The organism is Duganella guangzhouensis, from assembly GCF_009674535.1.
Taxonomy (GTDB): domain Bacteria; phylum Pseudomonadota; class Gammaproteobacteria; order Burkholderiales; family Burkholderiaceae_D; genus Rugamonas; species Rugamonas guangzhouensis.
The window spans coordinates 1-24,066 of sequence record NZ_WKJK01000012.1; the positions used below are offsets into that span (position 1 = coordinate 1).

The 24,066-nt window shown below is 65.4% G+C and carries 19 protein-coding genes; 12 read left to right on the forward strand and 7 right to left on the reverse strand.

Going from position 1 to position 24,066, the window contains the following annotated elements; translation table 11 throughout:
- Nucleotides 1-103 precede the first annotated feature (103 nt).
- The 9 genes from GJ699_RS21495 to GJ699_RS21535 are packed head-to-tail and all read left to right on the forward strand — an operon-like array spanning nucleotide 104 to nucleotide 10,935.
- Entirely contained in the window at nucleotides 104-1,759 is a 1,656-nt protein-coding gene (locus GJ699_RS21495; RefSeq protein ID WP_154380132.1) for a type II and III secretion system protein family protein, read from the forward strand.
- Nucleotides 1,760-1,768: 9 nt separating this feature from the next.
- Nucleotides 1,769-2,041, forward strand: coding sequence for a hypothetical protein (locus GJ699_RS21500; RefSeq protein ID WP_154380134.1), 273 nt, complete (start codon nucleotides 1,769-1,771; stop codon nucleotides 2,039-2,041).
- A gap of 15 nt (nucleotides 2,042-2,056) precedes the next feature.
- Nucleotides 2,057-3,226, forward strand: a complete 1,170-nt coding sequence (locus GJ699_RS21505; protein ID WP_154380136.1) for a CpaE/TadZ family protein — start codon at nucleotides 2,057-2,059, stop codon at nucleotides 3,224-3,226.
- A 28-nt stretch (nucleotides 3,227-3,254) separates the two neighbouring features.
- Nucleotides 3,255-4,595, forward strand: a complete 1,341-nt coding sequence (locus tag GJ699_RS21510; protein ID WP_371867633.1) for a TadA family conjugal transfer-associated ATPase — start codon at nucleotides 3,255-3,257, stop codon at nucleotides 4,593-4,595.
- Nucleotides 4,596-4,597: 2 nt separating this feature from the next.
- Nucleotides 4,598-5,572, forward strand: coding sequence for a type II secretion system F family protein (locus GJ699_RS21515; RefSeq protein WP_154380141.1), 975 nt, complete (start codon nucleotides 4,598-4,600; stop codon nucleotides 5,570-5,572).
- 9 nt (nucleotides 5,573-5,581) lie between these two features.
- A complete protein-coding gene (locus GJ699_RS21520; RefSeq protein ID WP_154380143.1) occupies nucleotides 5,582-6,520 on the forward strand; it encodes a type II secretion system F family protein in 939 nt (312 codons plus the stop codon).
- A 12-nt stretch (nucleotides 6,521-6,532) separates the two neighbouring features.
- Entirely contained in the window at nucleotides 6,533-8,455 is a 1,923-nt protein-coding gene (locus tag GJ699_RS21525) for an Ig-like domain-containing protein (RefSeq protein WP_154380145.1), read from the forward strand.
- Nucleotides 8,456-8,476: 21 nt separating this feature from the next.
- Nucleotides 8,477-10,228 (forward strand): methyl-accepting chemotaxis protein, encoded by a 1,752-nt coding sequence (locus GJ699_RS21530; RefSeq protein WP_154380147.1) that lies wholly within the window; start codon nucleotides 8,477-8,479, stop codon nucleotides 10,226-10,228.
- Between the two features lie 47 nt (nucleotides 10,229-10,275).
- Nucleotides 10,276-10,935 (forward strand): alpha/beta hydrolase, encoded by a 660-nt coding sequence (locus GJ699_RS21535; protein WP_371867622.1) that lies wholly within the window; start codon nucleotides 10,276-10,278, stop codon nucleotides 10,933-10,935.
- Here the strand turns inward: GJ699_RS21535 and GJ699_RS21540 are convergent.
- The 3 genes from GJ699_RS21540 to GJ699_RS21550 are packed head-to-tail and all read right to left on the reverse strand — an operon-like array spanning nucleotide 10,901 to nucleotide 14,772.
- The gene (locus GJ699_RS21540) at nucleotides 10,901-12,445 is read right to left on the reverse strand and encodes a sensor domain-containing diguanylate cyclase (RefSeq protein ID WP_154380151.1); all 1,545 of its coding nucleotides are present in this window, start codon (nucleotides 12,443-12,445) and stop codon (nucleotides 10,901-10,903) included. The genes GJ699_RS21535 and GJ699_RS21540 overlap by 35 nt on opposite strands.
- Before the next feature lie 60 nt (nucleotides 12,446-12,505).
- Nucleotides 12,506-13,549 carry a lipopolysaccharide heptosyltransferase II gene (gene waaF, locus GJ699_RS21545; protein ID WP_371867623.1) on the reverse strand — a complete coding sequence of 348 codons (1,044 nt, stop codon included), beginning with the start codon at nucleotides 13,547-13,549 and terminating at the stop codon, nucleotides 12,506-12,508.
- Nucleotides 13,546-14,772: an O-antigen ligase family protein gene (locus GJ699_RS21550; protein ID WP_154380153.1), complete on the reverse strand. Its 1,227-nt coding sequence runs from the start codon at nucleotides 14,770-14,772 to the stop codon at nucleotides 13,546-13,548. The genes waaF and GJ699_RS21550 overlap by 4 nt, the downstream gene beginning before the upstream one ends.
- A gap of 54 nt (nucleotides 14,773-14,826) precedes the next feature.
- Between GJ699_RS21550 and GJ699_RS21555 the strand changes: the two genes are divergently transcribed.
- Nucleotides 14,827-15,639, forward strand: a complete 813-nt coding sequence (locus GJ699_RS21555) for a glycosyltransferase family 2 protein (protein ID WP_154380155.1) — start codon at nucleotides 14,827-14,829, stop codon at nucleotides 15,637-15,639.
- 94 nt (nucleotides 15,640-15,733) lie between these two features.
- On the opposite strand, the gene GJ699_RS21560 is transcribed toward GJ699_RS21555, so the two are convergent.
- Both GJ699_RS21560 and GJ699_RS21565 read right to left on the reverse strand, forming a co-directional pair.
- Nucleotides 15,734-16,339, reverse strand: coding sequence for a response regulator transcription factor (locus tag GJ699_RS21560; RefSeq protein ID WP_154380478.1), 606 nt, complete (start codon nucleotides 16,337-16,339; stop codon nucleotides 15,734-15,736).
- Entirely contained in the window at nucleotides 16,329-17,945 is a 1,617-nt protein-coding gene (locus GJ699_RS21565; RefSeq protein ID WP_229262224.1) for a sensor histidine kinase, read from the reverse strand. Before GJ699_RS21565 ends, GJ699_RS21560 begins: the two co-directional genes overlap by 11 nt.
- 233 nt (nucleotides 17,946-18,178) lie before the next feature.
- Here GJ699_RS21565 and GJ699_RS21570 point away from each other — a divergent pair, with 233 nt between their 5' ends.
- Nucleotides 18,179-19,141, forward strand: coding sequence for a DUF535 family protein (locus GJ699_RS21570; RefSeq protein ID WP_154380157.1), 963 nt, complete (start codon nucleotides 18,179-18,181; stop codon nucleotides 19,139-19,141).
- Between the two features lie 42 nt (nucleotides 19,142-19,183).
- Nucleotides 19,184-19,417 carry a DUF6139 family protein gene (locus GJ699_RS21575; protein WP_154380159.1) on the forward strand — a complete coding sequence of 78 codons (234 nt, stop codon included), beginning with the start codon at nucleotides 19,184-19,186 and terminating at the stop codon, nucleotides 19,415-19,417.
- Here the strand turns inward: GJ699_RS21575 and GJ699_RS21580 are convergent.
- On the reverse strand, nucleotides 19,414-20,397 hold the full coding sequence (locus tag GJ699_RS21580) for a glycosyltransferase family 9 protein (RefSeq protein ID WP_154380161.1): 984 nt from the start codon (nucleotides 20,395-20,397) through the stop codon (nucleotides 19,414-19,416). The genes GJ699_RS21575 and GJ699_RS21580 overlap by 4 nt on opposite strands.
- Complete coding sequence (gene dnaE, locus GJ699_RS21585) at nucleotides 20,387-23,929, reverse strand: DNA polymerase III subunit alpha (protein ID WP_154380163.1); 3,543 nt, start codon at nucleotides 23,927-23,929, stop codon at nucleotides 20,387-20,389. The genes GJ699_RS21580 and dnaE overlap by 11 nt, the downstream gene beginning before the upstream one ends.
- Between the last annotated feature and the right edge of the window lie 137 nt (nucleotides 23,930-24,066).

Below are 24,066 nucleotides of genomic sequence, written 5' to 3' on the forward strand. Positions count from 1 at the left end.
CCACGGCCGGCCGCGCCACGCGCACCGGCTGGCGACAAGGTTGAAGTGATTAAAGGTCTGGAGCGTAGCTCCCAACAGTTTTAAGTCCACCGGAGAGAGCGACTTGAGCCACGTATTCGCCGCGCCATCATTCCCCGCCGCCCCGCTGCGCAGTGTCGCCGCGGCCGCCGCCATCACCGCCCTGCTGTGCGGCGCCACGCCGGCCAGCGCCGCCCGCCAACCCGCCAAGCCAGCCAAAGGCAGCAGCACCGCAGCAGCGACGACAGCGACTGCGGCCACAGCGGCCGGGCCCACCGTCGAGCTGGCCAAGGAAGTGACGCTGGCAGCCGGCAAGTCCACGCTGATGCGGCTGCCCTCGCCGGCGGCGCGGATCGCGGTCGGCGACGCCAAGGTGGCCGACGTCATCCTGCTCAATCCCAGCGAGGTCTATATGCTGGGCAAGGCCCCCGGCTCAACCAACCTGATCATCTGGAACCGCGCCAACCAGGCCAGCGTCATCGACATCACGGTCGGCCTGGACACCGCCGGCCTGCGCGCCCAGTTCAGCGAACTGTTCCCCAACGAGCGCGACATCCGCATCACCGTCTCCGGCAACTCGCTGATCCTGTCCGGCACCGTGGCCGACGCGGTGCGCGCCTCGCAAGTGGTGCAGGTGGCCAGCGCCTATCTGCAACGCAGCGCGCGCAACAGCAGCAGCGGCAACACCGGCGCGGCCCAGGACGCCGCCAGCCAGGCCGCGCAGGCGATCGGCGGTGGCGCCCCCAGCGCCGCGTCAGGCGCGGCGGCCGGCGCCGCCTGGCAGCAGGCGATGGACCCGAGCGCCGGCCAGTCCAGCGGCAATAGCGCCGGCCGCGTGGTCAACATGCTGTCGGTGGCGGCGCCGCAGCAGGTGATGCTGGAAGTGAAAATCGCCGAAGTCTCCAAGACCCTGGTCGACCAGCTCGGCGCCGCCGTCGGCCTGAACGGCACGCGCGGCAGCTGGACCTATACCTTCCTGTCCAGCCTGTTGAGCGGCAACGGCAACAAGATCGATGCCTTCAACAACAGCAGCGGCAAATTCGTCACGCTGGACGCGCAGAAAAACGATGGCCTGGTCAAGGTACTGGCCGAGCCCACCGTGATGGCGATCAGCGGCCAGGAGGCCAGCTTCCTGGCCGGTGGCAAGCTGTTCATTCCAGTGGCGCAAAGCAGCGGCTCCGGCACCTCCACCGTCACGCTGGAGGAAAAGGAATACGGCATCGCGGTGCGCTTCACCCCGACCGTGCTGGAAAACGGCCGCATCAACCTGAAGGTGTCGCCCGAGGTGTCCGAGCTGAACAAGGACGGCGTCAGCGTCAGCGCCAGCGGCAGCAGCACCACCCAGGTGCTGCCGGCGTTCACCACGCGGCGCGCCAGCACCACGGTGCAGCTGTATGACGGCCAGAGCTTCGCCATCGGCGGCCTGATCAAGAACAACGTCACCAGCAGCATCAAAGCCTTCCCCGGCCTGGGCGAGATCCCGATTCTGGGCGCGCTGTTCCGCAGCAGCGACTTCCAGAACGACCGCACCGAGCTGGTGTTCATCGTCACGCCGCACCTGGCACAACCGCTGCCGGTCAACCACAAGCTGCCGACCGACGATTACGTCGAACCGAGCCGGGTCGACTTCTTCCTGAAGGGCAAAATGGAAGGCAAGCCGCCGGCGCCGCCCGACACCGCCCCCGCCGCCTCGCCCGCCACCCCGGTCACCCCGGCCACGCCAGCCGGCGACGGTTTATAAGGAGCCGCCATGCGCACCCTGAATCTCGTGGCCGCCATCAGCGTCGCGCTTGCGCTCAACGCCTGCGCCAACACACCCAACCTGGACGCCAAATTCGGCGACAGCGTGCGCCTGGCGCGCGCCCAGCAAACCCTGAACCAGCAGGCCGGCCGCGTGCCGCGCCCGGTCAACGGCATGGACGGCCCGTCCGCCAGCGCCGCCTATCAGAATTACCAGCAATCCTTCACCACCAAGGACAGCCAGAGCGATGCCTTCACCATCGGCGTTGGCAGCAAACGCTAACCAGGAGCGGACCACTTGAAGATCACAGTCATATCCCGCGACGAACGCCAACTGGCCGACCTGATGCGGCTGCTGCGCGCGCGCTCGCCCTCCGATGAAATCGACCACCTGGTGGGCGCGGTGACGCGCGTCACCGGGCTCAACGACGAACAGTTGCCGGACGTGCTGATCGTCGACCGCCCGCAGGCCGCCGATGACGATATGGAGCAACTGGAGCGCTTCTCGGCGCAGCATCCCAACATCGCCTGCGTGGTGCTGGCGCCAGACCAGGACCCGCAATTCCTGCTGCAGGCGATGCGCGCCGGTGTGCGCGAGGTGCTGCCGGCGCAGATCGCCAGCACCTCGCTGTATCCGGCCATGGAACGCATCGCCGAAAAGCTGGAGCGGCGCGGCCAGATCAATGGCAGGGTGCTGTCCTTCATCTCCTGCAAGGGCGGCAGCGGCGCCACCTTCATCGCCACCAACCTCGGCTACGCGCTGGCCGCCAGCGGCAAATTCAAGGTGGCGCTGATCGACATGAATCTGCAGTTTGGCGACGCCTCGCTGTTTGTCTCCGACCACAAGCCGCTGGCCACGCTGAGCGAAGTGGCGCAGCAGATCCACCGCCTCGACCCGTCGTTCCTGACCTCGTCGATGCTGAGCATCACGCCCAACTACGGCGTGCTGGCGGCGCCGTCCGATCCGGCCCACGCCAACGACGTCAAGCCGGACCACGTCGACGCCATCCTCAAGCTGGCGCGCCGCCAGTACGACTTTGTGCTGCTGGACGTGGGACGCAGCCTGGACGCGGTCAGCATCCGCGCGCTCGATCATTCGGACCTGATCTTCCCCATCCTGCAAACCACGCTGCCCTACATCCGCGACAGCAAGCGCCTGCTCAATGTGTTCCGCTCGCTGGAATACGGCAAGGACAAGATCCAGCTGATCGTCAACCGCCACGACAAGAACAGCGAAATCCGCCTCAAGGATCTGGAGAGCGCGTTCGACGCCGAAATCGCTTTCACCATCCCCAACAACTACGACGCCGCCGCCGCCTCGGTCAACCAGGGCGTGCCGGTGCTGCAACTGGCGCCGACCGCGCCGATCAGTGTCTCGCTGGCCGAGCTGGCGCGCAAGCTGACCGGCGAAGCGGCGCCAACGCAAAGCGGCGCTGGCTGGCTGGGCAAACTGATCTCGCGAAAATGAAGGGTAACGCATCATGAGCACCACTCCGATCTCGCTGCGTGAACGGCTGGAAAGCACCGATGCCCGCGGCTCCGGCCAGCGCACGCAAGGCGGCATCGACAACCGCGCCTATCAGAAACTGAAGCAACGCCTGCACGCCGCGCTGCTGGACCGGGTCGACCTGGAAAGCCTGCAACGGCTGAACCAGGATCAGATTCGCGCCGAGCTGCGCAACCTGGTCGAAAAGCTGCTGGAAGAAGACGCGGTGGTCATCAACGACGCCGAGCGCAAAACCCTGACGCGCGACATCCAGAACGAGATGCTGGGCTTCGGCCCGCTGGAGCCGCTGCTGGAAGACCCCACCGTGTCGGACATCCTGGTCAACACCTTCCGCCAGATCTATGTCGAGCGGCGCGGCAAGCTGGAGCTGACCGACGTCACCTTCAGCGACGACGCCCACCTGATGAAGATCATCGACAAAATCGTCTCGCGGGTGGGCCGCCGCATCGATGAATCCAGCCCGATGGTCGATGCCCGCCTGCCGGACGGCTCGCGGGTCAACGCCATCATCCCGCCGCTGGCGATCGACGGCCCGATCATGTCGATCCGGCGTTTCTCGGCCGACCCGCTGCGGCTGGCCGACCTGGTGGCCTATGGCTCGATGACGGCGGACATGGCGGAAGTGCTGCAGGGCCTGGGCAAGGCCAAGGTCAACATCGTGATTTCCGGCGGTACCGGCTCCGGCAAGACCACCATGCTGAACGTGATTTCCGGCTTCATCAACCACACCGAGCGCATCGTCACGATTGAAGACGCGGCCGAGCTGCAGCTGCAGCAGCCGCACGTAGTGCGCCTGGAAACCCGGCCGCCGAATATCGAGGGCAAGGGCGAGGTCACGCAACGCGCGCTGGTGCGCAACGCGCTGCGGATGCGGCCCGACCGCATCATCCTGGGCGAGGTGCGCGGCGCCGAAGCGCTGGACATGCTGGGCGCCATGAACACCGGCCACGAAGGCTCGATGGCCACCATCCACGCCAACACCCCGCGCGACGGCCTGACCCGGCTGGAAAACATGATTTCGATGGCGGCCGCCAACCTGCCGACCAAGGCCATGCGCCAGCAGATCAGCAGCGCGGTCGGGGTGGTGATTCAGGTCTCGCGCCTGACCGACGGCAAGCGCAAGGTGATGTCGATCCAGGAAGTGACCGGCATGGAAGGTGAAATCATCACCATGCAGGAAATCTTCGCCTTCAAGCAGACCGGCCTGGCCGACGACGGCAAAGTGCTGGGCCACCACAGCGCCACCGGCATCCGGCCGCGCTTCATCGAACGCTTGCGCAACTTCGGCGTCAACATCTCGTCGACCGTGTTCGATCCGTCGGGACACTGATCATGGACCTGCGTTTGCTGCTGTTTATCCTGTTGATCTTTGCCGCCGTGATGCTGCTGGTGTGGGGTGTTTACGTCGGCTGGAACAATGCGCGCGGCCCCGAGGCGGAACGCATCGCGCGCCGCCTGCGCAACGCCATCGGCGACAGCGGCAGCGAACTGGCGGTCTCGATCACCAAGGAACGCACGCTGTCGCGCGATCCGGCGATCCAGCAACTGCTGCTGCGCCTGCCCGGCATCCTCAAGCTGGACCGGCTGCTGCTGCAAACCGGGCGCGCCATGAGCACCGCCCAGCTGAGCGCGCTGATCGCCGGCTGCGCGCTGATCGGCCTGATCGTCGCCTCCTCGCTGGCGCTGCCGTGGTACACCCGGCTGCTGCTGGCCGGCGCCGCCGGCGCGCTGCCGGTGCTGGAAGCCACGCGCGCCAAGCGCAAGCGCATCCTGCGCATCGAATCGCTGCTGCCGGATGCGCTCGACATGATGGGCCGCGCCATGCGCGCCGGCCACGCCTTCCCCACCGCGCTCAAAATGGTGGGCGAGGAAATTCCCGATCCGCTGGGGGCCGAATTCCGCATCGTGTTCGACGAAGTCAACTTCGGCGTGTCGATGCCGGACGCGCTGACCAATCTGGCCACGCGCGTGCCCAGCACCGACCTGGGTTACTTCGTGATCGCGGTGCTGATCCAGCGCGAGACCGGCGGCAACCTGACCGACCTGCTGGCGTCGATCAGCGCCATCATCCGCGACCGCCTCAAGCTGCTGGGACAAGTCAAAGTGATGTCGGCCGAGGGCCGCATGTCGGCCTGGGTGCTGGGGCTGATGCCGTTCGCGGTGGGCGGCCTGGTGTCGGTGATCAATCCCGGTTCGCTGGACGTGCTGTTCTCCGATTCCGGCGGCCGCAAAATGCTGAGCGTGGCCGCCACGCTGATGGTGATCGGTTTCATCGCCATCAAGCGCATCACTACCATCCGCATCTGAGGGGCCGCCATGACCATTGTCCAGATCATGTTTTTGCTGGTGGTATTCATCGCCGTGTTTGGCGGTGTGGTGCTGGCGATCCGGCTGTTTACCGTCAACCCGGTCAAGGACCGGCTGGAAGCGCTGCGCGACCACAGCCAGGTAACACGCAAGAGCACGGTATGGATCGAGCACATCGTCAACCTGGCGGCGCCGCTGGCCAAGCTGTCGGTGCCGACCGAGGGCTGGGAAAATTCGCCGGTGCGGCTGCGCTTCATCAACGCCGGCTGGCGTACGCCATCGACGCCGGCCCTGTTCTTCGCCGGCAAAACCGGACTGGCGGTGCTGCTGCCATTGATCGTCTTCCTCTACCTGAGCAGCAAGGCGGTGGCCACCGACGGCAACGTCAAGCTGTTCTGGATGGTGATGGCCGGCGGCGCCGGTTACTACCTGCCCAACATCATCCTCAACCGCGTGGTGAACACGCGCAAGCGCGACATTTTTGAATCGTTCCCGGACGCGCTGGACCTGATGACGGTGTGCGTCGAGGCCGGTCTGGCGATGGACGCCGCGCTGGCGCGCGTGGCCAACGAGATCGGCCTGAAAAGCCTGGTGCTGGCCGAGGAGATGCAACTGGTGACGCTGGAGCTGCGCGCCGGCAGCGCCAAGGACAAAGCCTTGCGCAACCTGGCGCTGCGCACCGGCGTCGAGGACGTCGACGCGCTGGTCACCATGCTGATCCAGGCCGACCGCTTCGGCACCAGCATCGCCGACTCGCTGCGCGTGCAGTCCGAGCAATTGCGCACCAAGCGCCGCCAGCGCGCCGAGGAACAGGCCGCCAAGATTTCGTTAAAACTGCTGTTCCCGCTGATCTTCTTCATCTTCCCCAGCCTGCTGGTGGTGCTGCTGGGACCGGCGATGCTGAACTTGTACCGCAACCTGTTGCCGGCCATGGCCGGCACCAACTGACCTGGAGTAACCATGATTTCGAGCCGGATCGATAAACTCACCTGCTACCTGCTGGCCTGTTTGTTTGCCGTGCTGCTTGCCGCCTGCGGTGGCGGCGGCAGCAGTGGCTGCACCACCATCGATTCCAGCCGCGACAGCAGCCTGCCCGGCTGCAGCACCAGCAGCAGCACCGGCAAAGCCAGCATCACGCTGACGCTGACCGACAGCAGCGGCGCCGCCGTCACCAGCATCGCGCCCGGCAGCAGCGCCACCCTGACCGCCACCCTCAAGGACAGCAGCAACGCGGTGGTGCCCAACACCGTGGTGACCTTCAGCAGCACCGACAGCCACGCGGTGTTCTCGTCATCCGGCGGCACCGTGGTCAGCGACGGCAATGGCAAGGCCACCATCACCATCGCGCCCGGCAGCGCCAGCACCGCCGGCGGCTATGTGATCACGGCCGGCGCCACCGTCAGCAGCACCACCGTCAGCGTCAGCATGGCGTATTCGATCAGCGCCTCGGCGCCGGCCGCCGCCACCCAGTTGCTGTTCGTGTCGGCCACGCCGGCCACCATCGCGCTCAAGGGCACCGGCGGCGCCGGCCGCCAGGAAACCTCGACCGTCAGCTTCAAGGTGCTGGACGCGGCCGGCAATCCGGTCGAAGGCACCAGCGTCAGCTTCGCGCTCAACACCAGCGTCGGCGGCCTGACGCTGACGCCGGCCAGCGCCAGCACCAACAGCAGCGGCGTCGCCAGCACCACCGTGTCGTCCGGCACCATCAACACCCCGGTGCGGGTGACCGCCACCCTGGCCAGCGGCGTCAGCACGCTGTCCGACCAACTGGTGGTGTCGACCGGCGTGCCGGACCAGGACAGCTTCACCCTCAGCGCCCTGATCAAGAACGTCGAGGGCGGCGAGTTCAACGGCTGCACCGCGCCGACCGGCACCACCATCACCGCGCGCCTGGCCGACCACTTCCACAACCCGGCGCCGGACGGCACCGCGGTCAGCTTCACCGCCGAGGGCGGCAGCATCGACGCCTCTTGCCTGACCGGGCTAGTGCAAACCACCCAGGCCGACGGCACCGTCAGCACCACCAAGGGCACCGCCGGTGAATGCTCGGTGCGCTTCTGCGCCGGCAATCCGCGTCCGGCCGATGGCCGCGTCACCATCCTGGCTTACGCGCTGGGCGAGGAAAGCTTCACCGACACCAATGGCAACAACCGCTACGACAGCGGCGAAGCCTACACCGACCTGGGTGAACCGTTCCGCAACGACCGCGCCGTCACCGACACCAACGCCAACGGCAGCGACGACGCCTACACCAGCGGCAACGCGGCGCGCGTCAGCGGCGAGCAATACATCGATTCCAACGGCAACAGCAGCTGGGACCAGAGCGGTAACGGCGTCTACAACGGCGTGCTGCAGACCACGCCCAACGTCAACACCAGCAGCGCCAACACGGTCCACATCCGCAAGTCGCTGGTGATGGTGCTGTCCAACAGCACCCCGGCCGTCACCTGGCTGGACAGCACCAGCGGTACCACGCTGGCGCTGGCGCATTGCACCACCGGCACCAGCTTCACCAACGACACCCGCACTTTCAGCTTCGCCATCCGCGACAGCAACCCGACCGTGTTCGCCACCAACAAGCTGTCGGCCCATAGCGGCGACAGTGGCTGGCTGTTCGATCGTCCCGGCAACCCACTGCCGGCCGGCACCACCATCGCTGTCAACAGCAGCAACGGACGCGTGCTGAGCAGCGCGTCCTACACGGTGCAGAACAGCAGTTCGCCCGATTCCAGCGGCTGGGTTTACAACATCGCGCTGATCAGCGACGCCTCGCAGGACGCGACACTGACCTGCTCCAACACCATCACCAGCGGCGTGCTGACCTTCACCATCACCACGCCGAACGGCACCGTCACCCAAGTCAGCTACACGGTGACGGATTAATCACCATGGGAGGACTTCATCATGCGTTTCTCCGATTTACGCATCACCCACAAGCTCTATCTGGGCTTCGGTGGGGTGGTGCTGATACTGGCGATCCTGCTCGGCAGCGCCTACACTAACTTTTCCAGGCTGGCGCAAGCCAACGGCTGGAACAACCACACCCACCAGGTGATGGCGGCCACCCAGGCCATCCTCGAAAGCCTGCTCAACATGGAAACCGGCGAGCGTGGTTACGCGCTGACCGGTGAGGATGCCTCACTGGCGCCGCTCAAGGCCGGACAGGCGGCGTTTGCGGCCCAGCTCAAGCAAGCGCGCGAACTGACCGCCGACAATCCGGCGCAACAGGAGCGATTGCGCAAGCTGGAACAAGCGCAGCAGGCGTGGTATGGCTCGGCGGTGACGCCGGTGCTGGCGTTGCGTGCCAAGGCCAACGACGGCGCCAGCATCGATCCACTGCTGCAGTTCGAACGCGAAGGCCGCGGCCGCGCCGGCATGGACAGCATGCGCACGCTGCTGAAGGAGATCAGCGACGCCGAAGAAAAGCTGATGACGCAGCGCGCCGCCGACGCCGATTCGCTGCAGTCGCTGACCGCCAACACCATTGTCATCGGCGGCATCCTGACCATCACGCTGGCGGCGGTGCTGGCCTGGCTGCTGAGCCGCAGCATCGTCAGACCATTGGTGGATGCGGTACGCATCGCCCGCACCGTGGCAGCCGGCGACCTCAGCGGCCGCATCGAGGCGCGCTCGCGCGATGAAACCGGGCAAATGCTGCAGGCACTGGGCGACATGAATCAGAGCCTGCTGCAGATCGTCGGCGAGGTGCGGCGCGGCACGGATACCATCGCCACCGCCACCGGTGAAATCGCGCGCGGCAACCAGGATTTGTCCAGCCGCACCGAGCAGCAGGCCAGTTCACTGGAGGAAACCGCGTCCTCGATGGAACAACTGACCGGCACCGTCAAGCAAAATGCCGATCATGCGCGCCAGGCCAATCAGCTGGCGGCCTCGGCCTCCGAGGTGGCCAGTCGTGGCGGCGCGGTGGTGGCGCAAGTGGTCGATACCATGCAGGCGATCAGCGTGGCCTCGCAGAATATTGTCGAGATTATCGCGACCATCGACGGGATTGCGTTCCAGACCAATATCCTGGCCTTGAACGCGGCGGTGGAAGCGGCCCGCGCCGGCGAGCAGGGGCGCGGCTTTGCGGTGGTGGCGTCCGAGGTGCGCACGCTGGCGCAGCGCTCGGCGGCGGCGGCCAAGGAAATCAAGCAGCTGATCGGCGATTCGGTCGAGAAGGTCGATGCCGGCAGCCAGCTGGTGCAACAGGCTGGCGCCACCATGCAGGAGGTGGTCGGCAGCGTGCAGCGGGTGACCAGCATCATGCAGGATATCGCCGCCGCCAGCGAACAGCAGATTGCCGGCATAGAGCAAATCAACCACGCCATCAGCCAGATGGATACGGTGACGCAGCAGAACGCGGCGCTGGTCGAACAGGCGGCAGCGGCGGCGGCGGCTTTGCAGGAACAGGCCGCCACCCAGGCCAGCGTGGTCAGCGTGTTCAAGCTGGCCGATGGCGACGCGCACCGCGTCCCCGCCGTGCCGGCCCTCGGCAGCGCCGTTGCGCGGCCGGCCGCCAGCCGGGTCCTCGCGCCACGCGTCGCCCAGCGCGCTCCTCAACGCGTCGCACCGCGCGCGGCCACAATGCCACCGCCGGCTAGCGCCAAGCGGCCGGCGCCATCGAAGGCGGCCGGTGACGACTGGGAGGAATTCTGAACCAGCCCTCGCCCTATGCCGACGGCCGCCTGCACGCGCGGCCGGAGGTGTTGTGGCTGGTCGCCCACCAGCGCCAGCCGGCGCTGGCGCAAGGCACGCATCAACTGTCGTTTGCCGATGGCCGCAAGGCGGTGCTGCACGTGCCGCCGCATGCCGACGAGCAGCGTCTGCCGCTGCTGCTATTGCTGCACGGCGCCGCCGGCCAGCATGGCGGCGGCGATCACCTGGCGCTGGCGCATGCGATCCGGCACCACAGCCTGCTGCTGATCCCCGACGCGCTGTCCACCAGCTGGGATTTCCTGCGCGGCGGCTTCGGCGCCGACCTCGCCTTCCTCGACCGCGCCATGCTGTGGACCATGCAACGCTACCAGGTCGACGAACACGCGATGACGATCGCCGGCTTTTCCGACGGCGCCTCCTACGCGCTGTCGGTGGGGCTGATGAATGGCCGCCTGTTCAGCGATATCGTGGCGTTCTCGCCCGGCTTCATGGCGCCGCTGCGGCGCGACGGCGATCCGCGCATCTTCATCGCCCACGGCAAGGAAGACGCGGTGCTGTCGGTGCAGCGCGGCCAGGCCATCGCCCAGCGCCTGGCCGGCGAAGGCTATCAGGTGGACTATCAGGAATTCGACGGCGCCCACATCGTCTCGCCGCCGCTGGCGCGCGCCGCCTTCAACCGGCTGGCACAGCCTCGGTCGCCAGACTGACGCGGTTGCGTCCGGCCGACTTGGCCGCGTACAGCGCCTGGTCGGCCGCTTCCACCAGCATGCCCTGCAGATGGACGCCGCGCTGCGGTGTGATGGTGGCCACGCCGGCGCTCAGCGTCACCACGCCGAAGCCGCTGCCCTGGTGCGGCAGTTGCAGCTGTTCGACCGCCTGACGGATGCGCTCGGCCACCGCCTGCGCGCCGGCCAGGTCGGTATTCGGCAGCAGGATGCCGATCTCCTCGCCGCCGTAGCGCGCGGTCAGGTCGCCGGGCCGCTTCGGCGTCAGTGCGCGGATCAGCTTGCTCACCGCGCGCAGCACCTCGTCGCCGGCGCTGTGGCCGTACCTGTCGTTGTACTGTTTGAAGTAATCGACGTCGATCATGATGAAGGCCAGCGTGTCCTCATGGCGGATGGCGCGGCTGAACTCATTGCCCAGCGTGACATCGAACTGGCGCCGGTTGGCCAGCCCGGTCAGGCCGTCCGACATGGCCTGGCGCTCCAGCGTGCGGTTGGCGCTTTCCAGCGCGTCGCGCGCGGTGCGCAGTTCGGCCTCGACCTCGCCACGCAGCTTGATCTGGTCCACCAGCCGCTTGCCGAAAAAGCCCAGCAGCGCCGCCAGCACCAACACCCCGATCGAGCGGGTGAAGGTGTCGCGCCGCCAGCGCTCCAGCATTTCGTCGCGCGACAGCGCCGCCGTCACAAACAGCGGATAGTGTTCCAGCGGCCGGAAGCACATCAGCCGCATCTGGCCGTCGTGGAAGGAATGCAGGAAGGCGCTGGTGGTGCGCGCCGCGCCGCTCAGCTGGCTATAGTGGCGGAACAGCTCGCTGTCCACCATGCTGCCGCCGACCCGGCCGTTGTCGAACGGCTGGCGCAGCATCAGCACGCCGCCGTTGGAAATCAGCGCCACCGCGCCGCGCGCGCCAACGTCAAAGCTCTGGTAAAAGCGGCGGAAGTAATCGACGTCCAGCGTGGCCAGCACCACGCCGCCGAAACTGCCGTCCGGCTTGTCCAGCCGGCGCGACACCGGGATGATCCACTTGCCGGTGGAGCGGCTGACCACTGGAATACCGACATGCGGCCCGCGCCCGCTGTGGGTGCGGTGATAGATGAAGTATTCGCGGTCGGCGTTGTTGTAGGCCTGGTTTTGCACGCCGCGCGAATTGACGATCCAGCGGCCGTCCTCGTCATAAACGTAGAGGCCGATCAGCTGCGGCAGATTGATCACCTGCGCCACCATCTGGCGCTCGACGCGGCGCAGCGCCGGCGCGCCCTGCCCCTCGGTCTCGATGCGCTCGACGATATCGGCCAGCGCGATATCGGCCGCCTTGATGGTGTCGTCGGCCTGTTGCGACATCGCGCGCGTCACGTTGGCGCCCAGCCGCTCCATCTCCTGCAGCAGTTCGTCGCGCATGGTCAAGCTGCGCCAGACGTCGACGCCGACCAGCGACAGGCATACCACGCCGACAAACACCGTGGCCCAGAAGGTAATCGTAAAGCGCTTGAACATATTGGCTCGCAGGGCTTTGCTCTCCCGCTGTTATACCGCAAATCGCCCCTGCCGTGACGCTCAGCCTGGCTTCAGCATGGGTTGCAGGCTGTGCCAGGCCAATTCCGGTGTCAGCTTGACCATGCAATCCTGGTGGCCCAGCGGGCATTCGCGCTGCTTGCACGGCGCGCAATCGAGCCGCAGCGACAGCGAGGCCGCCAGGTCGGAGAACGGCGGCGCGTGGTCGGGATCGGTCGGGCCATACAGCGCCAGCACCGGCCGGTTCAGCGCCGAGGCGATGTGCAGCAGGCCGGAATCGTTGGCCACCACCGCCGCCGTACAGGCGATCAGCGCGATCGCCTCGGCCAGGCTGGTGGCGCCGGCCAGGTTGAACGCCGCCGTCCCGGCCGGCAGGCCGGCCGCCACTTCGGCGCAGGCTTCCTGATCCTTGGGCGAGCCCAGCAACGCGATCTGGGTCGATGGATCGCGCGTCAGCACCGCTTGCGCCAGGCCGGCGAAATGGCGCGCCGGCCAGCGCTTGGCGCCGCCGAATTCGGCGCCCGGCGCCATCGCGATCAGCGGCCGCGCCGGATCGATGCCATGGCGCTGCAGCACCGCCGCGATCTGCGCCGGGCTGGCCACCAGCCGCGGCTTGGGCAGCGCGGCGCGCAGACCGGGTCCCTGCACCGTCACCGGCGGCTTGGCCAGCGCCGCGTAAAACGCCACCATCGGCCGCGGCGGCACTTCATCGTGGTGCATCAGATTGATCATGCCGTAGCGGCTTTCACCCTTGTAGCCGACGCGTTGCTTGATCCCCGCCAGCCACGGGATCAGCGCGTACTTGATGGTGTTGGGCAGCACATAGGCATCGGCGTAGCCGCGCTTGCGCAGCAGGCGGGCGAATTGCCAGCGCTGCTTCAATTGCAGCGCGCCGTGGCGGAACGGGGTTTCCAGCACCTCGTCGACCTCGGCCACCTGGCGCCATACCGGCGACACCGCCGGCGGCGCCAGCACATCGATCGGCCGCTCCGGATGGGCGGCGCGCAGCAGTTGCAGCAGCGGCTGCGCCATTACCGCGTCACCGATCCAGTTGGGGGAAATAATCAGGGTGCGCAGCTCACTCACGGCGTCTCCTCTTTGGCGGTCAAGCACAGCCCGGCCAGCAGGAACAACATCATCGCGTAGAACATGCTGCTGAGCACAGACCAGAAGATCACCTCGGTCAGGCCAAAGCTGAAGTAGCTCAGCACCAGCAACATGCCGGCCAGCGCCGGCGCGGCCGGGGCGCCGTGCCGCAGCTGGCGCAGGAAGAACAGGAACGGCACGATCAGCGTGCCCAGCCAGGCCAGCAGGCCGACCACGCCGCCCAGCACCAGCGTCTGCATGATGTCATTGTGAAAATGCTCGAACTCCAGCACAAACGGCTGGGCGCGCTTGTCGGTAACCAGTTGCTCCAGCTCGGCGCGGGCCTGGCGCGGGCTGACGCCAAACCACGGATGCTGGGCGACCAACTGGCCGGCGCTGCGCCACAGCTCCAGCCGGATGCCAACGCTGGTATAGCTTTCACCGCCGTTGAAATACTGCTGGACGTCGTTGAAGCCCTGATCGACGCGCTCGCGGGCGCCGGTCTGCGGAATGAAGTAAGTACTCACCAAAAACGCCAGCGCCAGCAGCGCCACCGCCTTGCGCCAGCGGCCGCGCAGCACATGGCCGTAGCAGCCGAGCAGAATGGCTGAAAACACGATGGCCAGCCAGCCGCCACGGGTGCCGGTGGCGATCGAGCCGGCCAGGCCGGCCAGCGCGCCCAGGCTGGGCCAGACCGCGCTGCGGCCGGCGAAGTCCAGCGTGCCGGCCAGGCACATCAGGCCCAGGCACAGCATGATGTCGCCAAACGTGATCGAATTAATCAGGCCGCCGGGACGGTCGACACCCATGCCCCAGCGCTGGTAGACGATGAACACGGCGCCGGCGACAGCGCCGGCGATCATGCCCCACCACAGCGCCTTGCGTTGGGGACGGCAGGCCAGCACGGTCAGCATGACGGTGGACGCGGCCAGCATGCGCAGCGGTTTTTCCATGTCGCGCAGGCGGCCGTCGTGGTTGAACAGCACGAACAGCAGCGCCAACAGCCAGACCGCGCCGAACGCTATCAATACGCCGCGAATGTCAGTAAGATGGCGCCTCAATGCCGCCCAGCCCTGACGCCGGTAGACAATCGCCGTCACCAGGAACACAAAGCTGCACAGGCCGACACCGAAGTTGGTGATCAGCAGCAGGAACGGGAACAGGAAGATCAGGCTGTGGATGAAGACAGTGCTGGCAGGGGACTGGGGTGAGGTATTATTCATTCATATTATCGATTATTGCAGACAAGCAATCCGCCACAGCGAGCTCGCAGAACCATGTCATCCGCCCTTATTTCCGTCGTCATCACCACCTACAACCGGCCGGATGCACTCACCGCCGTCGTCCAGGCCTTGTTCACCCAGGACAACCTTGGCTTCGAAATCATTATCGCTGATGACGGCTCCGGCCACAACACACAGCAGGCGGTAGCGGCCTTGCAGGCGCGTTCGCCGGTGCCGCTGCGCCATGTGTGGCAGGAAGACCTGGGATTCCGCGCCGCCCGCGCGCGCAACCTCGGCACGCTGGACGCCAAGGGCGATTACATCATCTTCCTTGACGGCGACTGCGTGCCGCAGCGGGATTTTATCAGCCAGCACCGCAAACTGGCGCAAGCCGGTTATCTGGTGCAGGGCAGCCGCATCTTGCTGAATCAACAAGCGACGGCGCGCGTGCTGAGCCAGCCGCTGGATTTGCAAGCGCTGAGCGCGGGCGAGAAACTGGCGTGGCGCCGCAGTGGCGCGCTCAACAAAGTGCTGCCGCTGCTGCTGAGTTTGCCCGACATCGGCCGCACCAGCACCCGCTTCAGCTGGCGCCGCATCAAAAGCTGCAACCTGGCGGTATGGCGGGTTGATCTGGAGCGGGTCAACGGCTTTGACGAAAGCTTCCTTGGCTGGGGCCACGAAGATTCGGATCTGGTGGTCCGGCTCTACAACGCCGGCGTGATGCGCAAGGATGGCGCCTACGCCACCGAAGTCTTCCACCTATGGCACAAAGAAGCCGCGCGCGACCAGGAAACCAGCAACCGCGCCGTCGTCCTGCAACGCGCCGTCGACCGCACCATCGAAGCAGTCAAAGGCCTGCGCGGCTAAGCCCGTGTCCACTTCGGGGTCAGTTCCAAAAATCGGACATTGGGTCGCGCGCGACCCAATGTCCGATTTTTGGAACTGACCCCGAAGTGGACATTTATTGGTCGAGCATGCTGATGCGGACCAGGTCGGCGACGTTGTCGACCCCCAGCTTGCTCATCAGCCGCGCTTTGTGCACTTCCACCGTGCGTACGCTGATGCCCAGCGCCGGGCCGATGTCGCGGTTGTGCCGCCCCAGCACGACCAACTGCATCACTTCGCGCTCGCGCGGGGTCAGCTCGCTCAGCAGGTTGGCGCTCTGGCTGCGGCGCTGCAGCTCGCTGCGCACGCTGCGCGCCCGCGTCAGCGCTTCGTCGATGGCGGCGATCAGCTTGGCGTCGTCAAACGGCTTTTCCAGAAAATCCACCGCGTCGGCCTTGAACGCGGTGCGTGCCGTGTTGACGTCGCCATGGCCGCTCATGATGATCACCGGGATTTTGCAGCCACGCTCGATCAGCTCGCGCTGCAAGGCCAGCCCATCCATGCCGGACATGCGGATGTCGATCAGCAGGCAGCCACTCCACGTCGCCTGCCAGCCCTGCAGAAAGGCTTCGGCGCTGCCGAACACGGCGGTCCGGTAACCGCGCACGCCCAGCAGCAGGCCCAGCGCATCGCGCACCGCCGGGTCGTCATCGACAATGAATACGGTTAAATCATGCTGCAACATAGTTTTCCTTCTCTTCTCCTGCGTGGCGCGCCAGCGGCAGCGCCATTTTGAATATGCCGTGATCGCCCACTTCGGCCCAGAGCGAGCCGCCGTGCGCTTCCATGATGGCCCGGCTCAGCACCAGGCCCAGTCCCAGGCCACTGGCCTTGGACGATACAAACGGTTCAAACAAGCGCGCCGCCAGTTCTTCCGACACGCCCTTGCCGCTGTCCTGCACCGTCAGTTGCAGACAGCTGTTCTTGCCATGCCGCTTGCTATCCAGCTGCTGCGCCGATACCGTGATAATGCGGCGCGCGCCGTCGGCCTGCTCCTGCACCGCGTCCAGCGCATTGGCCAGCAGGTTGCGCAGCACCAGCTCGATCTGCAGGCGGTCGGCCAGCATCGCCAGCGGCGGCATGTCCTGCACCTCCAGCGTCACCTGATGCTCGCGCAGCTGGGTGAAAAACTGCTGGCTGACGGCGGACACCAGCTGACCAGCATCGACCGGCTCCAGCTTCATCGAGCCGGTGCGGAAGAAATCGCGCAGCCGCCGCACCACCTCGCCGGCCCGCGCCGATTCGGCGATCATGCGCTGGATGGCGTTCTTCAACATCTCGCCGCCCTCGCCGCGCTCGACCAGGAATTCACACGCCTTGCCGTAAGCGCCCAGCGCGGTCAGCGGCTGGTTCAGCTCGTGCGCCAGCGCGGCCGCCATCTCGCCCGCCGCCGCCAGCCGCAGCGACTGTTTCAATTCATCCGACACCTGGCGCAGCTCGTCAACCACGATGCCGATCGAGAAGCCCACCACCGCCAGCATCGCGTCCAGCATCTGCAGCTCCGGCACTTCGATGTTGACCGCGTTGTTCCACTTGACCAGCGCGCCTATGCCCAGTTGCAGCACAAACACCATCAGCGCCGTCCCGTACAGTCCCTGGCGCGACGCGGCCCAGATCACCGGCAGGAACAGGAAGTAGAAGTGCTTGAACTCCGAGGTGGAGATATCGCCAAACACCAGCGCCAGCACGCAGATCGAAAACGCCAGATAACCCAGCGTTTCGTAACGCCACACTGTGGCACGCAAGCGCCGCCGTCCCTGTGCGCTGGACAACATCCACACCAATGGCATCGATACCACCACGCCGACGATGTCGCCAATGCCAAAGCGCAGCACCACCGCCACCCACTGTCCCGGCGGGATCAACCCGGCCAGCGACAGCAGCGACATGTACACCACATCATTCAACAGGCAGCCAGCCAGCACGATCAACAGCCACTGGAACAGCTGGTTGCGGCTGTCGAACACGCCGCCGCTACCAAACACCCGCTGCAAGATAACGCCGATCAAGCCATAGCCGATGACCAGCCACAACGATAAAAGCAGGGTCAGCCCCAGACCGGCCGGCATGCCGCGCACCACCACCTCGCCCAGCACCAGCGCCAGCCACCACGGCAGCGCGGCGCGCCAGCCATACACCAGATAAAACACCAGTCCCAGCGCCGGATCCGGATTCCAGGGCGTGATGTTCAAGCCATACAGCGGATCGATGTAAGTGGCCCAGTCGAATAACAGATAAGCGGCAACGAAGGCCACTACCATGTGACGGGGCGGAGCTAGCGTGGTCATACCAGTCGGTTTGTATCGGAATGTATCATTATGCATTGCCACTTTTCATCTTGCATTGCTTTTTACAACTACGGGCAACCCTTAGCACTAGTGGATCTCCTCTATACAACAGTGCAATTATCCATCTGGCAATTATTAGGGGTATCGCGTAGATCTTTACACTAATTTACACAGCGTTACACAGCCGTTAACATCGCGACTCGCTCACAAGGCTCCCTTTTGGAAAGTTCACGATGTCGCCGTCCATCACCCTCCGTTCCGGCGTGGCAGGTTTTACCGGTTTCAAACAGCTGCGCGAAACGCTCAAACTGACGCTGCGCGCCGGCCTGCACCGCCACACCACCGATGGCTGGCTGGACTTGCTTAACTCCCATCCGATGTTTGCCGAGCTGGTCAAAGCCCGCCCGCGCCTGCTGTACAAAATCTACCGTCCTTACCTGAGCAATACCACCAGCGCCGCCGAGCGCCTGGTCTGGCTGCGCGCCCATTACCGTCATATCTTCCGCCACGGCCTGGGGCCGCTGACGGTGCAGGCCGCCCGCAGCGCGGTAGGGCTCGGCAGCGTGACCGGCAAGAGCGGCCTGGTCTACCAGCTGCAGTTGCGCGCCATCGAGCCGATGGAGCGCGAGGGCGAACTGGTGCTGCAACTGCTGCAGGATGGCATGCTGGTCTACAGCTGCGCCTTTTCCTTCATTCCCGGCGACCGCGGCATGCAGCTGGGCATAGGCTGCATGCAAGGTCCCCGGGGCGAGCATGGCCTGCAACTGATCAAGGACGCCACCCGTGAACTGCATGGCCTGCGGCCCAAAAACCTGATGCTCAAGCTGCTGAGCCAGATCGCCCACGACCACGGTTGCGCCTCGCTGCGCCTGGTCGGCAATGCTAACCGCGCGGTATGCGGCGCCACCCGCCAGGGCAAGGTGCACGCCGATTACGACGCGCTGTGGCTGGAACTGGGCGCCGAGCGCCAGCCGGACGGCGATTTCCGCCTGGCCAGCGCCGCCATCTGCGCGCCCGATCTGAGCGAGGTGGCATCCAAGAAGCGTTCCGAGGTGCGCAAGCGCCACGAAGCCCTGTGCGAGCTGGCCCAGGCCATGACGATCAGCCTGCGCGCGCCGCGCATCGAGGCGGTGCCGGTGGCGCCGCTACACTTCGAGGCGCCAGCCGGGGACGAGGATAAGTACGCACTAGCGTAAAAAAATCCGGTAGGATAGGCTTTTCGTCAGAGGAGAAATACCATGCGTGTGGATATTTATTGCCGAGATGAAGCACAGGGCAAACACAGCTATCTCGCCGTCCCCGAGGGCAAGCCGATTCCTGAAGAAGCCACCAGTACCGACTGGCACGCCGAAGCCCAGCGCGTGGAAGTCGACGACGACCGCGACGACCTCCCCCAATACCACATCGAACATCCGCTGGCGCAGATAGGCGCCAAGGGCTACGCCATCACCGGCGTGGCCGCCCAGTTCTAAGCCAGCCGCTCCGACGGCGCCACTGCTGACACCTGCTGCGCGACCGGCAACGCCTGGTCGCGCAGTGCCCGCACTTCGCGCAGCACATCGGCCACGGCAAAGCCGCTCAAGCTATCCTTGCTGGCCGACAGCACGCAGGCGCTGAGCCGCGAGCGCGGCCCCCACTGCACCGATTTGACGCCATTGTTCTGGTAGATGCCGACCACCGGCCGGTCGTAGGCGGAAGCGATATGGATCAGCGCCGTATCCGGGCTGATCAGCATATTGGCGCGCTCGCACAGCCGCAGCAGGCGAGCCAGATTGCCCTCGCAGTTGACCACTTCGGCCGACGTGCCACTGGCGGCCGCCACCGCTTGCGCCTGCTGCGCGGTGGCGTCGGTGCACACCAGGCACAGCCGAGCCTGCGGCATCTGCGCACGCAGGCCGCGCAGCAATTCCTCGGCCTGCGGCGCGCCGACATTGCGTTCGGCGTCGGCGGCAAACAGGTTGATCACCACCACCTCCTCACCGGCCGGCAGCGTGGCGTCGATTTCGGGACAGTGCGACGGCAGGCCGATGTCATACGCCAGCGCGCCCGGCGCCACACCCATCTGCGCCAGCGCGGCGCCGCAAGCGGCCACCTTGTGCTGCAGCGGGCCGGCGTTGTAATCCTGCAGGTCGATCACCTTGCCCGGCCTGGCCAGCCACAGCATCAGCTTGTTCTTTTCCTTGCGCATGCGCTGCCAGGTGATGATGTAATCGTAGCGCTCGCGGCGCATCGCCAGCGCTAAACGGATGGTGTCGCGCCAGCCGGGACGCTGAACACGCCACAGCTTGCTGATGCGCGGGTCGGCGCCCCAGAACGGCGCGGTGACGCCAGCCACGGTGGCGTGAATCTCGCAGTCCGGCCGCGCGGCGCGCAGCGCGGCGACAAAGGCGGTGTTGACCACCGCGTCACCCAGCTTGCCGTCGTGCGAAAAGAACAGCACCTTAATACTCAAATTCCACCTCCGTCGCCCCCAGCACCTGGGACAGCGCGGTTTTCAGATCGTCAGACGGCGCCACGCGCCAGGCTTCGCCCAGCTGCAGCACGCACGCCACGCCCTGCGGCTTGATGCGCGCCGACACCGGCAAGCCATCGGCCTGGCGGAACGGCGCCAGCACCTCGGCCACCTTCCTGGCGTCGACCGTGGTCGGCAAGGCCATGCCGACCTGCTTGCCGTGCTTGACGCGCGACGAGATGATGTCGAACACCTTCTCGGCCGAGATGCGCAGGCCGCCGGAGAAGCGGTCTTCCGACACCTTGCCTATCACCGCCAGGAATTCGTCTTCCTTGAACATGTGCTTGTGCTCTTCAAACACTTCGGCATACACCGTCACCTCCACCACCGCGCTCTTGTCGTCCAGCGTGACGATCAGCAGCTTGCCGCGCTGGGTCATCTGCGGGCGGATGCCGGTGATCACGCCGCACAGCATGCGCGGATCGCGTGACGGTTCCAGATCGGACAGCTTGGTGCGCGCAAAGCGGCGCGCCTCGCCGGCGTAGGAATCGAACATGTGGCCGGACAGATAGAAGCCGAGCGCGATCTTTTCCTCGGCCAGTTTCTGGCGGTCGGTGAACACTTGCGCCTTAACGTAGTCCGGCGGCGGTTCGAGGTCGGAGTCATCGCCACCGAACAGGCTGACCTGGTTGGCCGACTTGGCCTGCTGGTCGGCATATTCCATCGCGAAGCTGACCGAAGCCAGCAGCACCGCGCGGTCCACGCCCAGGCAGTCGAAGGCGCCGGAGCGGATCAACGATTCAATGGTACGACGGTTGATCTGCTTCTTGTCGACGCGCTTGCAGAAATCGAACAGGCTGGTGAACGGACCATCGGCATTGCGCGCGGCGATAATTGCCTCGATCGCGTTCTGGCCGGCGCCCTTGACGGCACCGAGGCCGTAGCGAATCTGCGTCACTTTCTTGCCGGTGACCGAAGGCGCCGGGCCGTCCGGCACGAAGCGGAACTGCGACTGGTTGATGTCCGGCGGCAGAATGGTCAAGCCGCAGATATCGATCGCGTCTTCAACCAGAATCTTGACCTTCTCGGTATCCTCCATCGCCAGCGACATATTGGCTGCCATGAACGCGGCCGGATGGTGCGCCTTCAGATAGGCGGTGTGATACGACAGCAGCGCATACGCGGCGGCGTGGGATTTATTGAAGCCGTAGCCCGCGAACTTCTCCATCAAGTCGAAGATCTCGTCGGCCTTTTGCGTGCTGAGGCCATCCTTGGCGGCGCCGGCGCGGAAGATCTCGCGATGCTCGGCCATCTCCTCGGCTTTTTTCTTACCCATGGCACGACGCAGCATGTCGGCGCCGCCCAGCGAGTAGCCGCCGACGATCTGCGCCATCTGCATCACCTGCTCCTGATACACCATGATGCCGTAGGTTTCGGACAGAATCGATTCGGTGCGCGGATCAGGGTAATCGAATTTCTCGCCGTGCTTACGTTTGCAGAAGTCCGGAATCAGGTCCATCGGGCCCGGACGATACAACGCCACCAGCGCGATGATGTCCTCGAAACGGTCGGGACGCGCGTCTTTCAGCATGCCCTGCATGCCGCGCGACTCCAGCTGGAATACCGCGACCGTTTTGGCCTTGGTCAGCAGATCATACGACGGACGGTCGTTCAGCGGCAGCTTGGCCAGGTCGAACTCTGATTCGGCCGGGTCGAGCGCCTTGATGTAGCGTACCGCGCGGTCCAGAATGGTCAGCGTGGTCAGACCCAAAAAGTCGAACTTCACCAGGCCGACGGCTTCAACGTCGTCCTTGTCGTACTGCGACACCACGCCGCCATCGCCGCCCTGCGTGTACAGCGGGCAGAAGTCGGTCAGCTTGCCCGGCGCGATCAGCACGCCACCGGCGTGCATGCCGATGTTACGGGTGATGCCTTCGACCTGCTGCGCCAGATCCAGCAGTTGCGATACTTCTTCCTCGTTCTGCTGGCGCTCCTTCAGCATCGGCTCTTCCTCGATCGCCTCGGCAATCGACACCGGCTTGCCCGGCTTGAACGGAATCAGCTTGGAGACGCCGTCGCAGAAGTTATAGCCGAAGTCCATCACGCGGCCGACGTCGCGGATCGCGCCCTTGGCCGCCATGGTACCGAAGGTGGCGATCTGCGACACCGCGTCGCGGCCGTACAAATCCTTCACGTGCTGGATCACCAGCTCGCGCTTCTCCTGGCAGAAGTCAATATCGAAGTCGGGCATCGAAACCCGTTCCGGGTTCAGGAAACGTTCGAACAGCAGGTTGTACTTCAGCGGATCAAGGTCGGTAATTTTCAGCGCGTACGCCACCAGCGAACCAGCGCCCGAACCCCGGCCCGGACCGATCGGCACGTCATTGTTCTTGCCCCACTGGATAAACTCCGCCACGATCAGGAAGTAGCCCGGGAACTTCATGTTGATGATGGTGTTGTTCTCGAACTCCAGCCGGTCCTCGTAGCGCTTGCGGTTGGCTTCGCGCTTTTCCGGATCGGGATACAGCTGGATCAGACGCTCTTCCAGACCCTTCTTGGTTTCGGCGCGCAGGAAGTCATCGATGGTCATGCCCGGCGTTGGGAAGTTCGGCAGCTGCGGCTTGCCCAGCGTCAGCGTCAGATTGCAGCGCTTGGCGATTTCCACCGAGTTCTGCAGCGCGGCCGGCAGATCGCGGAACAGTTGCTGCATCTCGGCCTGGGTCAGGAAGCGCATCTGCTCATTGAACTTGCGTACCCGCTTGGCGTTGGCCAGCATCTCGCCCTCGGCGATACAGATGCGCGCCTCGTGCGCGATGAATTCTTCCTGCGACAGGAATTGCACCGGATGGGTAGCCACCACCGGCAGCCCCAGCTTGGACGCCAGCGCCACCGAGTGACGCACCTGCATTTCCTGATTCGGCTGGCCAGCGCGCTGGATCTCGATGTAGAAATGACCGGGGAAAATGCCGGCCCACTTGCGCGCCTGCTGTTCGGCCAGCTCCGGGTTGCCGTTTTCGATGGCCTGGCCGATGTCGCCAAAGTGGGCGCCGGACAGCGCGATCAGGCCGTTGGCCGGATCGACGTCCGGCAGCAGCGGATAGCTCTTGCTGGTCAGCTCGGTCAGCCACTCGGTGCGGATTTCGGCGCGGCCCTTGTACTGATTGGTCAGCCAGGCTTGCGACAGCAGCTCGCACAGCTGCAGATAGCCCATGCGGTTTTTCGCGAACAGCATCAGACGCGATGGTTTCTCGCGGTTGTCGTCATTGGTGATCCAGCAATCGACGCCGACCACCGGCTTGATGCCCTTGCCGCGCGCCGACTTGTAGAACTTGACCATGCCAAACATATTGGCCAGATCGGTGACCGCCAGCGCGCCCTGCTTGTCCTTGGCCGCCTGCTTGACCAGATCGTCGATACGGACCAGGCCGTCGACGATGGAATATTCGGAGTGCACGCGCAAATGGACAAAAGCCGGCCCGGCGGGTACCACGGCGGTGCTGGTCAATGCTTGTTCGTTTGCTACCATGTTCATAAGCGGTTCAAGGCGGGTTCAATAACCCCCTATTTTACCGTGCGGCGGCCCGGACGGAGAATTCCGGCGTTACTGCTTGTCAGCGCGGGGGGCCGCGCGGCACAAATGGCTCAGCATGAGCCTGGCATGGCATCTCC